The 14,087-nt window shown below is 70.4% G+C and carries 11 protein-coding genes; 6 read left to right on the top strand and 5 right to left on the bottom strand.

The features are described from left to right. Window positions 1-94: 94 nt before the first annotated feature. From ABEB28_RS36535 to ABEB28_RS36525, 3 genes are all read right to left on the bottom strand, one after another. Window positions 95-754: a response regulator gene (locus tag ABEB28_RS36535; RefSeq protein WP_345732862.1), complete on the bottom strand. Its 660-nt coding sequence runs from the start codon at window positions 752-754 to the stop codon at window positions 95-97. Window positions 755-825: 71 nt separating this feature from the next. Further along, window positions 826-2,055: a sensor histidine kinase gene (locus ABEB28_RS36530; protein ID WP_345732861.1), complete on the bottom strand. Its 1,230-nt coding sequence runs from the start codon at window positions 2,053-2,055 to the stop codon at window positions 826-828. A 65-nt stretch (window positions 2,056-2,120) separates the two neighbouring features. Next, window positions 2,121-2,363: a hypothetical protein gene (locus ABEB28_RS36525; RefSeq protein ID WP_345732860.1), complete on the bottom strand. Its 243-nt coding sequence runs from the start codon at window positions 2,361-2,363 to the stop codon at window positions 2,121-2,123. 342 nt (window positions 2,364-2,705) lie between these two features. On the opposite strand from ABEB28_RS36525, the gene ABEB28_RS36520 reads away from it, so the two are divergent. Further along, a complete protein-coding gene (locus ABEB28_RS36520) occupies window positions 2,706-3,596 on the top strand; it encodes a helix-turn-helix domain-containing protein (RefSeq protein WP_345732859.1) in 891 nt (296 codons plus the stop codon). A 10-nt stretch (window positions 3,597-3,606) separates the two neighbouring features. On the opposite strand, the gene ABEB28_RS36515 is transcribed toward ABEB28_RS36520, so the two are convergent. Continuing rightward, on the bottom strand, window positions 3,607-3,801 hold the full coding sequence (locus ABEB28_RS36515; protein ID WP_345732858.1) for a DUF397 domain-containing protein: 195 nt from the start codon (window positions 3,799-3,801) through the stop codon (window positions 3,607-3,609). 234 nt (window positions 3,802-4,035) lie between these two features. Continuing rightward, a complete protein-coding gene (locus ABEB28_RS36510; RefSeq protein ID WP_345732857.1) occupies window positions 4,036-4,908 on the bottom strand; it encodes a PAC2 family protein in 873 nt (290 codons plus the stop codon). A 381-nt stretch (window positions 4,909-5,289) separates the two neighbouring features. Here ABEB28_RS36510 and metH point away from each other — a divergent pair, with 381 nt between their 5' ends. The 5 genes from metH (at window position 5,290) to erm (ending at window position 14,013) form a co-directional block, all read left to right on the top strand. Further along, window positions 5,290-8,853, top strand: coding sequence for a methionine synthase (gene metH / locus ABEB28_RS36505; RefSeq protein ID WP_345732856.1), 3,564 nt, complete (start codon window positions 5,290-5,292; stop codon window positions 8,851-8,853). Beyond that, a complete protein-coding gene (locus ABEB28_RS36500; RefSeq protein WP_345732855.1) occupies window positions 8,850-9,548 on the top strand; it encodes an HAD family hydrolase in 699 nt (232 codons plus the stop codon). The genes metH and ABEB28_RS36500 overlap by 4 nt, the downstream gene beginning before the upstream one ends. 619 nt (window positions 9,549-10,167) lie before the next feature. After that, a complete protein-coding gene (locus ABEB28_RS36495; RefSeq protein WP_345732854.1) occupies window positions 10,168-10,932 on the top strand; it encodes a hypothetical protein in 765 nt (254 codons plus the stop codon). A gap of 284 nt (window positions 10,933-11,216) precedes the next feature. After that, the gene (locus ABEB28_RS36490) at window positions 11,217-12,890 is read left to right on the top strand and encodes a peroxidase family protein (RefSeq protein ID WP_345732853.1); all 1,674 of its coding nucleotides are present in this window, start codon (window positions 11,217-11,219) and stop codon (window positions 12,888-12,890) included. Between the two features lie 367 nt (window positions 12,891-13,257). Further along, window positions 13,258-14,013, top strand: a complete 756-nt coding sequence (gene erm / locus ABEB28_RS36485) for a 23S ribosomal RNA methyltransferase Erm (protein ID WP_345732852.1) — start codon at window positions 13,258-13,260, stop codon at window positions 14,011-14,013. Window positions 14,014-14,087 lie beyond the last annotated feature (74 nt).

Below are 14,087 nucleotides of genomic sequence, written 5' to 3'. Positions count from 1 at the left end.
GTGCGCGGGGAAAGCGTCTGGCTGCCGTCGCGGATCGGGTCGGTCGGACGATGGGTCTTCCGGCGTAGCCGGGTCTGTCGTGCGATGTACCCGGCTACCGCTCCAGGCCGACCAGGCCGGACTGGTACGCGAGCACCACGGCCTGCACCCGGTCGCGGACGCCGAGCTTGGTCAGCACCCGGCTGACGTGGGTCTTCACCGTGCCCTCGCTGAGGAACAGCGCCTCGGAGATCTCCGCGTTGGAGAGGCCCTGGGCGATCAGAACCAGCACCTCGCGCTCCCGGGCGGTGAGCTCGGCGAACGCGTCCGGAGCGGGGGCCTCCGGCCCGGGGAGGTGGGGCAGGAAGCGGTCGAGCAGCCGCCGGGTGGTGGACGGGGCGACGACGGCATCCCCGTCGTGCACCGATCGGATCGCGCTCACCAGCTCGGTGGTCGGAACGTCCTTGAGCAGGAAACCGGCGGCGCCGGCCCGCAACCCGGCGAACGCGTACTCGTCCAGGTCGAACGTGGTCAGCAGCAGCACCCGCGGCGGATCGGGCAGCGTGGCGATCCGCTCGGTCGCGCCGACGCCGTCCAGCCGGGGCATCCGCACGTCCATCACGACGACGTCGACCCCACCGGCGCGCACGCGTTCGACGGCGGCGAGCCCGTCACCGGCCTCGTCGACCACGGTGAGGCCGTCCTGGGCGTCCAGCACCATCCGCAGGCCGGAGCGGACCAGCTCCTGATCGTCGACGAGCAAGACGCGGATCATTGAACTTTTTTCGACCGGTGCCTGCTGAGGTCGCTCGACCTGCGAGCTGCCCGGAGGTTGGAAAGGGTTCATCAGGCGACCGCCATCGACTCGTACGGCAGCCACGCCGTTACCTCGAATCCGCCGCCCGGACGGGGCCCGGCGGTGACCTCGCCGCCGACCGCAGCCGCGCGTTCCCGCATGCCGAGCAGCCCGAGCCCGGCACCGTCGTTCGCGGCGGCGGCGCCGCGCCCGTCGTCGAGAACGCAGACCGACAGGCCCTCGGGCCGAACCTCGGCGCGGACCTCGGCCGACGCCCCCGGACCGCCGTGTCGCAACGTGTTCGTCAGAGCCTCCTGGACGATGCGGTACGCGGACAGACCGGCGCTCGCCGGGACCGCGGCGAGGTCGCCCCTCACGTGCAGCGTGACCGGGAGTCCCGAGCTACGGACCTGGTCCACCAGGTGCTCGATCCCGGCCAGCTCCGGCTGAGGCGTTCGGTCCGGCGCGTCGGACGTGTCGGGGCTGCGCAGAACCCCGAGCAGACGGCGCATCTCGGCGGTGGCCTCCCGGCCGGTGCGGCCGATGACCTCCAGCGCGCGGGCGGCGCGAGCCGGGTCGGTCTCCAGGACGTGTCGGGCGCCGTCCGCCTGCAGCACGACGACCGACAGGCTGTGGGCGACGACGTCGTGCAGGTCCCGGGCGATCCGGCCGCGCTCCTCCACCACCGCCAGCCTGGCCAGCGCGTCCCGCTCGCGCTCCAGCCGATTGGCGCGGTCGAGGGCTTCCTGCAGGTAGGCGTGGCGGGTGTGGACGACGCCGCCCCACAGCCAGGCGATGACCAGCGGTGCGCAGGCGACGACCACCGAGGCGCCGAGGGCGATGATCTGGTTGCGCAGGGTCAGCTCGCCGAGCGTGTACGACGAGCCGGTCAGCTGCACGATCACGTACGACCAGCGCACCCCGCCGATCAGGCCGGCGCCCAGGGACAGCGCCAGCGCCGCCCAGGAGTGGCGCCGCGGCGTGTAGACCGCCGCGGAGTAGGCCATCACGATGCCGGTGAACAGCGCCGCGGGGTGCGGCAGGCGGAACGTCACCAGCGCGGCGAGGCCGAGCGCGGCGGTGAGGTAGAGCGCGGCGACCGGGTACCGGGTGCGGAGCAGGATCGGTACGACGAACACGAACGGGAAGAACGCCTCGATCCACGCGCCGCTATTGGAGAGGGCGGGGAAGAGCATCAGCGTGAGCAGTACGACGACGATCGCCGCGAGCCCGTCGAACACCCACGGGTGCGCGCGCAGCCAGAGGTGGACGTGTCGCATGCTTGCCGACCCTACCCAGGCCTCCGGCGGTGCGGCCGGGACCGGGCGGCAGACGGCCGTGCCGCTCAGCCGTTGTGCTCGGACAGAAACCCGATCACTCCCAGGAGCAGCGGGATGCAGGCGCCGATCACCACGAAGCCGACGGTTACGGCCTCGAGGCCCGTCCGTCCGCTCATCGCTGCCAGGATGCCAGCCGCCTGTCCGATGATCACAGCGGTCTCGACGGCCACCAAGAGCAACATCCACCGAGGAATGGTGGGCGGGGTATTTCCCCGCCGCTCGCCTTCCCCGGTCTCTCGAATCGCCACTGTTCGCTCCTTGCGCGAAAGTACCCAGGCGATGAGGGGTACGGCCGAAATGACAGTCCGGCCCGCGTACCGATCACTCCGGTCGACCGAGTTCGATGGCCTAGATAAACCGTAGACGGTCGGAAAACCGGCACCTGATTGCGATCGATTAGCTAGCTGGCGAGTCGTCTTCTTCCTTGCGGAACCTCCCCTCTGCAACGTGTTCGCTGCATTTTGCGAACGCTGGACGATGGGGACAATTCGCAGAATGTCGTAAAGTCGCCGAACTGGGGCTGTAGGCTGTTCGCCTGCTGGCCCTTAGCGAGGTGGCATCTCGCAATTGGCCCTGCCGGGGGGAGCACTATGGACTCGCGAGATGTCGATCCGGTCGTCCTGCGGCGCCGGCTCCGCGCAGCCTTACGCGAGGCGCGGGAGCAGGCGGGCCTGACCCAGCGCGACGTTGCGCAGGAGATGGACTGGTCTTTGTCCAAGCTGATCCGGATCGAGAGTGGCGTCGTCACGGTCTCGACCAACGATCTCCGAGCGCTCGCGGCCCTCTATCGGGTCACCGAAGATGAACGGGTCCGGACGCTGGTCGACATGGCGCGCGCCGCCCGCCGACGCTCGAACTGGACCATTTACAGCGATGTGATCTCAGCCCAGTTCCTCGAGTATTTGGCCCACGAGCCGTCCGCGGCGATCATCCGAAGTTTCGAACCTTTAGTCGTTCCCGGACTGCTGCAAACAGAGGAGTACGCGAGAGCTCTGGTGTCGGAGGCGTCTAATGCGCCGGATGACAACCGGACGCAGCGTACGCTAGAACTGCGTCTGGATCGTCAGGAGTTACTCCTGGGCGGGAACGGGCCGAGGATGTTCTTTATCGTCGATGAAGCGGTTATTCGCCGAGTGGTCGGCGGTCGGAATGTAATGCGTGAGCAACTGCGACATCTGGTCGAACTTATGAGATCCGACGCGATCACGCTTTACGTCGTGCCGTTCGGCGCCGGCTTCTATCCGCTCCTGCGATGGCCGTCGGTGCTGCTTGAGTTCGACGATCCGGACGAACCGAATCTGCTGTACATCGAGCGGCTCACGGGTGCCCTTCTTACCCGAGAGGATGAGTTTGCCGCAGAGAACCAGGACATGCCGACGACAAAGCACCTCGACCTGTTCTTCGAAGCCGAGAACCTGGCGATCGATCAGTCGGCGGAGACGCTGGTCAGCGAAGCGATCGCCGCGCTCGAGGGCGACTAACGGGCGGGGACTAACGGGCGGTAGTGCGGACAGTCGCGATGAACTCGGCCCACATCGAGCGGGTGAGGGTCAGGCGATGACCGTCCGGGCGCTTGGAGTCGCGCACTCGGATCAGCACGCCGTCGGCCGCCACCTCGACACAGTTCTCCTCGATGCTGTAGCTGCTCTTCCGCCACGAGGACGAAATGGGTCGAGCGCTGGTCACGGTGGCGAGCTCCTCGGGTCCGCGAGATGCGCGGGCACCGGGCCTTCCGCGCACAAGTGGTGAAATAATACGAAATGCACCGCGTAAGTGCACGGTCGTGGCGGGACTATCTTGGCGGAAGTCCACCAGTACGGTCCACCCGGGCTGGTGTGGTTGCAGGGGCCGCTGTGACCGGCGTGCTGCGGGGCCCGTGGGACCGCGGTGCTGCCGGTGGATCCTTGCGGCCGAGGGGGTTCAGACTGCTGGGCCGCCGGGGCCGGCCGTGCCGCCGCGGCGGCGGAGGTACTTCTCGAACTCCCGCGCGAGGTCCTCGCCGGACGCCTGGGGCATCTCCTCGTCCCCGTCCCGCTGCTCCAGCGTCCGGATGTACTCGGCCATGTCCGCATCCGACGCGGCCAGCTCGTTGACCTGCGACTCCCACGCCGCGGCCCGCTCGGCCAGCTCACCCATCGGCACCCGCAGGTCGAGCACGTTCTCCAGCGTGTGCAGCAGCGCCAGCGTCGCCTTCGGGTTCGGTGCCTGCGCGACGTAGTGCGGCACCTGCGCCCAGTACGACAGCGACGGGATCTCCGCCCGCACGCACGCGTCGTGCAGCACGCCGACGATGCCGGTCGGCCCCTCGTATTTGGTCTGCTGGACGTCGTACCGGTTGGCCAACTCGGGGTCGGACGCGCTGCCGGTCACCGGGAACTGACGGGAGTGCGGAGTGTCCGCGAGCAGCGCACCGAGCAGCACGACCTGCTCGACGTCGAGCGCGTGGAACAGTTCCAGGATCTCCTCGCAGAAGCCCCGCCAGCGCATGTTCGGCTCGATGCCGCGGACCAGGACGACGTCCCGGTCGGCGCCGGGCGGCGTGCACGTGGAGACGCGCGTGGTCGGCCACTCGATCCGCCGGCCGCTGGGCTCTTCGGACATCGTCACCATGGGCCGGTTGACCTGGAAGTCGTAGTAGTCGTCCGGGTCGATCTCGGCGACCGGCTTGGCCTGCCACTCCAGTTCGAGATGCTCGACCACGGCCGTCGCCGCGTCACCCGCGTCGTTCCATCCCTCGAACGCCGCGATCACGACGGGGGAGCGCAGCACGGGTAGTCCGTCGAACTCGGTCATGAGACCGCCTCCGCAGTGAGCATCGCAGGGAGCCCTAGCGACCGAGGAGCGGAGCGGAGGAGGCAGGCGGGGTACACAGTCATGAGACCGCCTCCACTGCGCTGGCCGCCACGGTGGGGAGCATCGCAGGGAGTCCTAGCGACCGAGGAGCGGAGCAGAGGAAGCGGTCGGGGTACACGGTCACGGAACCACCCTACGACGCCCGCAACCCGCGAGGGGCGGTGCCGCCCAGAGCATCGACGTCAACGCCCGAACTATCCCGAATCCGACTCGGTCCTGCCTCCGCGTCGTCGGAAGTGCGCCCGGAAGAATCACCGAAAGACCGGCCGCAAGAGCAGTGGCTCGGTGAGGGTGCACACGGGTCACGGTAACCTTGACAGCATGGTGTCCATCCTGCGGAACACGCCGGCCACTGCCCTCACGTCCGCCCTCGCCGAGCGGGTCCTCGTCTCCGACGGGGCGATGGGCACGATGCTCCAGGCCGCTGACCTGACGTTGGACGACTTCGAAGGCCTCGAAGGGTGTAACGAGGTCCTCAACGCCACCCGCCCGGACGTCGTCAAGTCGGTCCACGAGGCGTACTTCGCCGCCGGCGCCGACCTCGTCGAAACCAACACGTTCGGCGGCAATTTCGCGAACTTCGCGGAGTACGACATCGTCGAGCGCATCTTCGAGTTGAACGAGAAGGGCGCGCGGCTGGCCAGGGAGGTCGCCGACGGCTTCTCGACGCCCGACCGGCCCCGGTTCGTGCTCGGCTCGGTCGGCCCAGGCACCAAGCTGCCGACGCTCGGCCACGCGCCGTACGCCATGCTCCGCGACGCCTTCCAGACCCAGGCCGAGGGCCTGCTCACCGGCGGCGCCGACGCGATCATCGTCGAGACCTGCCAGGACCTGCTCCAGGCCAAGGCCGCGATCGTCGGCGCCCAGCGGGCGATGGCCAAGCTCGGCAAGCGGGTCCCGCTGATCTGCCACGTCACGGTCGAGACCACCGGCACCATGCTGCTGGGCAGCGAGATCGGCGCCGCGGTCACCGCGCTGGAGCCGCTCGGCGTCGACTACCTCGGCCTCAACTGCGCCACCGGCCCGGCCGAGATGAGCGAGCACCTCCGCTACCTCTCCCAGCACGGTCACGTGGGCCTCTCGGTGATGCCCAACGCCGGCCTGCCCGAGCTGGGCCCGAACGGCGCGGTCTACCCGCTGCAGCCGGCCGAGCTCGCCACCGCGCTGTCCCGGTTCGTCACCGAGTACGGCGCGACGCTCATCGGGGGCTGCTGCGGCACCACGCCCGAGCACATCCGCCAGGTCGCGGAGGCGGTCAAGGACCTCACGCCGGCCACCCGGACGCCCGACAGCGAGCCCAGCGTCGCCAGCATCTACCAGTCGGTGCCGTTCCAGCAGGACGCCAGCGCCCTGATGATCGGCGAGCGGACCAACGCCAACGGCTCGAAGAAGTTCCGCGAGGCGATGCTCGAGGGTCGTTGGCAGGACTGCGTCGAGATCGCCCGGGAGGCGACCCGGGACGGCTCGCACCTGATCGACCTCTGCGTCGACTACGTGGGCCGGGACGGCGCCGCCGACATGCGTGAGCTGGCCGGCCGGTTCGCCACCGCGTCCACGCTGCCGATCATGCTCGACTCGACCGAGGTCGACGTCATCGAGGCCGGGCTGGAGTCGCTCGGCGGCCGGTCGATCGTCAACTCGGTGAACTTCGAGGACGGCGACGGTCCGGAGTCCCGGTTCGCCCGGATCATGCCGATCATCAAGGAGCACGGCGCGGCGGTCGTCGCCCTGACGATCGACGAGGAGGGCCAGGCCCGGACCGCCGAGCACAAGGTCCGGATCGCCGAGCGGCTGATCACCGACCTCACCGAGAAGTGGGGCATGTCCGAGTCGGACATCGTCGTCGACATGCTCACGTTCACGATCGCGACCGGCCAGGAGGAGAGCCGCCGCGACGGCCTGGAGACGATCGAGGGCATCCGCGAGCTCAAGCGTCGCCACCCGAAGGTCCAGACGACGCTGGGTCTGTCGAACATCTCGTTCGGCCTGAACCCGGCCGCCCGCCAGGTGCTCAACTCGGTCTTCCTGCACGAGTGCCGCGAAGCGGGACTCGACTCGGCGATCGTGCACGCGAGCAAGATCCTGCCGATCTCGAAGATCCAGGAGGAGCAGCGGGAGACCGCGCTCGACCTGATCTACGACCGCCGCCGCGAGGGCTACGACCCGCTGCAGCACCTGCTGGAGCTGTTCGACGGCGTCGACGCCAAGTCCAGCGCGATCTCGCGCGCCGAGGAACTCGCGGCCCTGCCGCTCGAGGAGCGCTTGCAGCGCCGGATCGTCGACGGCGAGCGCAACGGCCTGGAAGCCGATCTGGACGCCGCGCTGCAGGAGAAGCCGGCGCTCGACATCATCAACGACACGCTGCTCTCCGGCATGAAGACGGTCGGCGAGCTGTTCGGCTCCGGCCAGATGCAGCTGCCGTTCGTCCTCCAGTCGGCCGAGGTCATGAAGACCGCGGTCGCCCACCTCGAGCCGCACATGGAGCGCCACGAGGACGACGAGGGCAAGGGCACGATCGTGCTCGCCACGGTCAAGGGCGACGTCCACGACATCGGCAAGAACCTCGTCGACATCATCCTGAGCAACAACGGCTACAACGTCGTCAACATCGGCATCAAGCAGCCGGTGAACGCGATCCTCGACGCCGCGGAGGAGCACCGGGCCGACGTCATCGGCATGTCCGGCCTGCTGGTGAAGTCCACGGTGGTCATGAAGGAGAACCTCGCCGAGATGAACACGCGCGGCGTCGCCGCGCGCTGGCCGGTGATGCTCGGCGGTGCGGCGCTCACCCGCGCCTACGTCGAGAACGACCTGGCCGAGATGTACGCGGGCGACGTGCGGTACGCGCGCGACGCGTTCGAGGGCCTCCGGCTGATGGACGCGCTGATGCTCGCCAAGCGCGGCGGCACGGCGCCGGCCGATAGCGAGGAAGAGGCGCGCAAGGCCGCCGAGCGCAAGGCCAGGCACGAGCGGTCGGCCCGGATCGCCGCCGAGCGCAAGGCCAAGGCCGGTCCCGAGATCTCGGTGGACGACGAGAGCGTGCGGTCGGACGTCGCGACCGACAACCCGGTGCCGACGCCGCCGTTCTGGGGCGACCGGGTGGTCAAGGGCATTCCGCTCGCCGACTACGCGGGGCTGCTCGACGAGCGCGCCACGTTCCTCGGCCAGTGGGGGCTGCGTGGCGCCCGCGGAGGCCAGGGTCCGTCCTACGAGGAGCTGGTGGAGACCGAGGGGCGGCCGCGGCTGCGCTACTGGCTCGACCGGCTGCTGGCCGACCGGGTGCTGGAGGCGGCCGTGGTCTACGGCTACTTTCCGGCGGTCTCCGAAGGTAACCAGCTGATCGTGCTGGAGTCCGAAGACCCGGCGTCGGCCGAGCGCGTGCGGTTCCGCTTCCCGCGGCAGGTCCGCGACCGGCGGCTCTGCCTGTCGGACTTCTTCCGTTCGCGGGAGACCGCGACGGCTGAGGGCCGGACGGACGTCGTCGCGTTCCAGGTCGTGACGATGGGCAACCGGATCGCCGAGTACGCCAACGAGCTGTTCGCGGCGAACAACTACCGCGACTACCTCGAGGTGCACGGCCTGTCGGTGCAGCTCACCGAGGCCCTGGCGGAGTACTGGCACTCGCGGGTGCGGTCCGAGCTCGGGTTCGCCGGACAGGACCCGACGAAGGTCGAGGACTACTTCGACCTGCAGTACCGGGGCGCCCGGTACTCGTTCGGCTACCCGGCCTGCCCGGATCTGGAGCAGCAGGAGCAGATGTTCGAGCTGGTCAAGCCGCACCAGATCGGGGTCAAGCTGTCCGAGGAGTTCCAGCTGCACCCGGAGCAGTCCACGTCCGCGATCGTGGTGCACCACCCCGAAGCCAAGTACTTCGCCGCCCGGTGAGCGCCCCACTGCCGGAAGCCGAGATCGTCGCCTCGCGTCTGCCGGACGGCGTCCTGTTCGACATGGACGGGACGCTGTTCGACAGCGAGAAGCTGTGGGACATCGGGCTGGAGGAGCTGGCCCGGCACCTCGGCGGGGAGCTGTCGCACGCCGCGCGAGTGACGATGATCGGGGCGCCGCTCGCGCTGTCGATGGAGATCCTGCACGCCGACCTGGGCCGTCCCGACCTGGACATCGAGACCAGCGGGGCGTGGCTGTCGAACCGGATGCGGGAGCTGTTCACGACCGCGCTGGTCTGGCGGCCGGGTGCCCGGGAACTGCTGGCCGCCGTCCGGGACGCGCGGATCCCGACCGCGCTGGTCACCGCGACCCGACGCAACCTGGTCGAGGTCGCGCTGGACACGCTGGGCCGGGAGAACTTCGACGCGGTGGTGTGCGGGGACGAGGTGGCGCACTCCAAGCCCCACCCGGAGCCGTACCTGCGGGCGGCCGCGCTGCTCGGCGTGGAGCCGGCGGACTGCGTCGCGATCGAGGACTCGGTGAACGGCACCGCCTCGGCGGAGGCTGCCGGCTGCCCGGTCCTGGTGGTGCCGAGCGAAGCGCCGGTGCCGGTGGGGCCGCGCCGGGTCCAGCGCGAGTCACTGGTCGGCGTCGGGCTGCCGGAACTCGCCGCCGTCCTCCGAACCGTGCGCTGACGCGTCGTCCGCACTGCGCCACACCGCTCGCGCCACACCGCTCGCGCCACACCGCTCGCGCCACACCGCTCGCGCCACACCGCTCGCGCCACACCGCTCGCGCCACACCGCTCGCGCCACACCGCTCGCGCCACACCGCTCGCGCCACACCGCTCGCGCCACACCGCTCGCGCCACACCGCTCGCGCCACACCGCTCGCGCCACACCGCTCGCGCCACACCGCTCGCGCCACACCGCTCGCGCCACACCGCTCGCGCCACACCGCTCGCGCCACACCGCTCGCGCCACACCGCTCGCGCCACACCGCTCGCGCCACACCGCTCGCGCCACACCGCTCGCGCCACACCGCTCGCGCCACACCGCTCGCGCCACACCGCTCGCGCCACACCGCTCGCGCCACACCGCTCGCGCCACACCGCTCGCGCCACACCGCTCGCGCCACACCGCTCGCGCCACACCGCTCGCGCCGTCCCGCGGGCGGGTTTTCGGGAAGGCCACCTCTCGGGCCCTCAGATGAGGTGCTCTTTCGGGAAGTCGGTGCGCGGACGGCACCGGGCGGGACTGGTGAGTCGGGAGAGGACTACAGTGCCCCCGGAGATCGGCTGAACGGGGAGACGTGATGCAACCGCAGGAGTACGGGGGCCAGGCGCCGTTACCGGGCCACGAGCGGCCGGTCAACGGTTACCCGAGCGCGGGGCAGCCGCCGCACCAGGGCTACGGGCCGCCGCAGCAGGGACAGGGTCACCCCGTGAGCGGTGTCCCGTCCGGTGGCTACCAGGGGGCATCCTCGCCGGGCTGGGGCGCGCCTCAGGCGGCGGCGAGCCACTCCGGTCCGCCCGCGTCCGCCTACCCGGCCCAGCCCGGTTACGGTCCGCAGCCGGGCCAGCCCGGCCAGCAGGGGTACCCCGGCCCTCAGGACCCGGGTCAGCAGCGCCCAGGCCAGCAGGGTCCCGGGCAGGGCTACCCGGGTCCGCAGGGCTACCCGGGTCAGCCGGGTCCGGGTCCGGGTCCGCAGGGCCACCCCGGATATCCCGGGCAGCCCGCGTACGGCCCGCCCGGCTACGGGCCGCAGGCCGGCAACCCCGCCTACCCCGGCCAGCAGGGCCACCCCGGCTACCCGGGGCACCCCGCCCAGGCCGGGCAGGCGTTCGCCGCTCAGGGAGTCCAGGGAGCACCGCCCGTCGAAGCCGCGTCCGGCCTGTGGCACCGTCCCGGCACGAAGCTCGCCGTCGGAAGCGCGGTGCTCTTCCTCGTCGGCCTCGTTCTCACGGTCGGCACCTACGCGTTCGCCGACCCGGGCAGTTCCTACGTCGTCGCGTACGGCCCGATGCTCTTCGGCATCATCGGCGTCATCCGTGGCCTGATCCAGATGGCCAAGGGCTGAGTTCTCCGAACGGCGCGCTCCCCGGCGTCGACTAGAAACGCGGTGACGGAAAGCCGACAGCAGTCGGCTGGGTCGCTTGTTGCGAACCGGGACTACATTCGCAGCCACGGCGCACCTCGGGGCGAGGCCGCCGATCTCGGGAGCGGCGGTCCGTACGTCACCGGCTCACGCTCCCTGCGAGGCACCGGTGGCAGGTGCCCCGGCGGGCCGGTTACCGCGGCCCAGCACCGCGATCGAGCGGTCGCGGCTACGCCACAGAGCTGTCGCGTAGGAAGTTCACGGGGATGAAGCGACACGTACGTGACGAATTTTACGTATTGGGCGAGGGAATCCTCACCCACGAGAACGGCAAGCCTTATTGCCGTCGACCATCCACCACCGCCTCGCTGCGCAAGTTCCGATTCTCCCGGCTCGGCCCACCGGGTGAGCCGACCAGCCGGGCGCTGATCGGCAAGCTCGCGAACGCGATGACGGCCGGTCCCGAGCAGTCCGACGAGCAGACCGCGAACCGGATCCCGGCCGGATACACGTACCTCGGCCAGTTCATCGACCACGACCTCACGATGGACGCCACCCGGACCGGCCTCGGCACCGAGGTCACCGTGGAGGAGTTACTCCAGGGCCGGTCGCCGGCGCTGGACCTGGACGCGGTCTACGGGCGCGGACCCGACTCCGCCGACCGGATCTACTACGACTCCGACGGGGTCTCGCTCAAGATGGGCGCGACCGAGCCGATCCCGGGCCCCGGGACGAACGTGCCGCTCGACGGGTACGACCTGCCGCGGGTCGGCATCGGCGCCACCCGCAAGGAGCGACGCCAACCGTTGATCCCGGACGAGCGCAACGACGAGAACCTCGCGATCGCGCAGACCCACCTCGCGTTCCTGCGGTTCCACAATCGAGTGGTCAGCGACCTGGCCGACGACGGCGTGCCGACCGGGCGGCTGTTCGAGATGGCCCGCGAGCGGGTCGTACGGCACTACCAGTGGATGGTCCGCACGGACTTCCTGCCGCGTGTCGTCGACGCCGAGATCGTCGAGGACGTCTTCACCAACGGGCGGCGGTTCTTCGAGGTCGCCGGGAGCGAGGACCCGTACGCGGACGTCGGCTCCGAGGCGATCTCGGGTGACCGGCCGACGATGCCGATCGAGTTCTCGGTCGCCGCGTACCGCTTCGGGCACAGCATGATCCGCGACGCCTACCAGTGGAACCGGATCTTCCGGGTGGGCGGATTCGGACCCGGCACGCTGTTCCTGTTGTTCACCTTCAGCGGTGTCAGCGGGAACTTCACCGGCGGAGCGTCGCTCGAGGACCTGGACGACCCGAACTCCGGACGGTTCGACCGGCTGCCGACCAACTGGATCGCGGACTTCCGCCGGCTCTTCGACTTCAGCGACGCGGGAATTCCCGGGCTGATCGTGCCGCCGGAGGAGTTCAACCTCGCGCGGCCGATCGACACGCTGCTGGTCGATCCGCTGAAGCGGCTCCCGTCCGGGTCGTTCGGCCAGCGGGGCACCGGTCCGATCCAGGACGACCACCGCAACCTCGCGTTCCGCAACCTGCTCCGGGCCACCGGGCTGCGGCTGGCCAGCGGGCAGCAGATGGCGGAGCTGTTCGGGATCGAGCCGCTGAAGCCGGCCGCCCTGCTCACCGGCAACGGGGGTGCGGTGCTCACCGACCTCACGCCGGAGGAGGAGACCGAGCTGACCACGCGCACGCCGCTCTGGTTCTACGTGCTGCGCGAGTCCGAGCTCAACGGCGGACGGCTGACCGGCGTCGGCGGGCGGATCGTCGCCGAGGTCTTCCACCGCGCCATCGAGGGCAGCAAGATCTCGATCGTCCGGGATCCGTTCTGGCGGCCGACGCTCGGCCCGAACCCCGGGACGTTCACGATGGTCGAACTGCTCCGGTACGCGTTCGACAGTCGGCCCGAGCTGCTCAACCCGCTGGGCGGTTGACTCCCGGGCGGTCGCTCTGAGTTGCTCGACACGGGGTGCCCGACGGGGGCGGTTGACTTACGGCGGGTGGCTCTGAGTTGCTCGACACGGGGTGACCGACGGGGGAGGGTGAGCCCGCGGCGGCCGTCCGGGGGCGAGGGGTGTCCGGACGGCCGTCGCGATATTCCTTCGCCGTGCGTCGGCCCGCTGGGTTAGCGTGCGGCCATGCATACGCAGGCGCTTCGGCTGCGCACCGCCTGACGGCGGTGCTCGCACCCCGGTCGGTGGCTGGTTCAGGCCCCGACCGGTAACGCGCCATTCCTGTGGACGCCTTGTGCGTACCGCCGTCGACGGAGCTGCCCCCTTCCGCCGATGCGCAGGACGTTCCATGTCTCGATCTTTTGCCGGCCCGCACGAGCTGGGCCAGAACTTTCTCGTCGACCCCCGCGTCGTTCGGAACCTCGTCGACCTGGTGCCCCGCGGCGCCGGCCGGGTCGTCGAACTCGGTGCCGGTGCCGGTGCGCTGACCGCCGCGCTCGTCGACGCCGGGCACCGGGTCGTCGCGGTCGAACTGGACCCGCGCCGGGCCGCCACGCTCCAGCGGCGGTTCGGCGATCGGGTCGAGGTCGTCCGCGGCGACCTGCTCCGGTTCCGCGAGCCGGAGCCGCACCACGTGGTCTCCAACGTGCCGTTCGGGATCACCACTCCGCTGCTGCGCCACCTGCTGGGCCAGCGGGCGTGGGGTACCGCGGTGCTCCTCGTCCAGTGGGAGGTGGCGCGCAAGCGCGCCGCCGCCGGGGCGACCACGATGCTCACCGCGACCTGGTGGCCCTGGTACACGTTCACGCTCGCCGGACGCGTGCCCGCCCGCGCCTTCCGACCGGTGCCCAGCGTCGACGGGGGAGTGCTCGTGCTGCAGCGGCGGGGTACCCCGCTGGTGGAGTACGCGGAGCGAGCCGCCTACCAGGCCCTGGTGCGGCGGGTGTTCACCGGCCGCGGTGCCGGGGTCGGTGCGATTCTGCGCGGGATGGCCCCCGGACGGGTGGTCACGCGCTGGCTGGATGCGCACGGGGTTTTGCCGACGACCCTGCCCGGGCGGCTCACCGCTCAGGAGTGGGCGGCGCTCTACCGCACGTTGAGCTGACACCGCACGGGGGTGCAGAACGGCAAATGGACGCTATCCGCGAGTGGATAGCGTCCATATGCCGTTGCTGGTGG

Source organism: Cryptosporangium minutisporangium, assembly GCF_039536245.1.
Classification (GTDB): domain Bacteria; phylum Actinomycetota; class Actinomycetes; order Mycobacteriales; family Cryptosporangiaceae; genus Cryptosporangium; species Cryptosporangium minutisporangium.
Note: the sequence above shows the minus strand (reverse complement) of the source record. Positions and strands in the feature narration are given on the sequence as shown.

What these genes read in the sequence shown, in the direction of transcription:
- ABEB28_RS36530 (WP_345732861.1), bottom strand. Translation starts at nt 2,055, where the DNA reads ATGCGACACGTCCACCTCTGGCTGCGCGCGCACCCGTGGGTGTTCGAC.
- ABEB28_RS36520 (WP_345732859.1), top strand. Translation starts at nt 2,706, where the DNA reads ATGGACTCGCGAGATGTCGATCCGGTCGTCCTGCGGCGCCGGCTCCGC.
- ABEB28_RS36535 (WP_345732862.1), bottom strand. Translation starts at nt 754, where the DNA reads ATGATCCGCGTCTTGCTCGTCGACGATCAGGAGCTGGTCCGCTCCGGC.
- metH (WP_345732856.1), top strand. Translation starts at nt 5,290, where the DNA reads ATGGTGTCCATCCTGCGGAACACGCCGGCCACTGCCCTCACGTCCGCC.
- ABEB28_RS36490 (WP_345732853.1), top strand. Translation starts at nt 11,217, where the DNA reads ATGAAGCGACACGTACGTGACGAATTTTACGTATTGGGCGAGGGAATC.
- ABEB28_RS36495 (WP_345732854.1), top strand. Translation starts at nt 10,168, where the DNA reads ATGCAACCGCAGGAGTACGGGGGCCAGGCGCCGTTACCGGGCCACGAG.
- ABEB28_RS36510 (WP_345732857.1), bottom strand. Translation starts at nt 4,908, where the DNA reads ATGACCGAGTTCGACGGACTACCCGTGCTGCGCTCCCCCGTCGTGATC.
- erm (WP_345732852.1), top strand. Translation starts at nt 13,258, where the DNA reads ATGTCTCGATCTTTTGCCGGCCCGCACGAGCTGGGCCAGAACTTTCTC.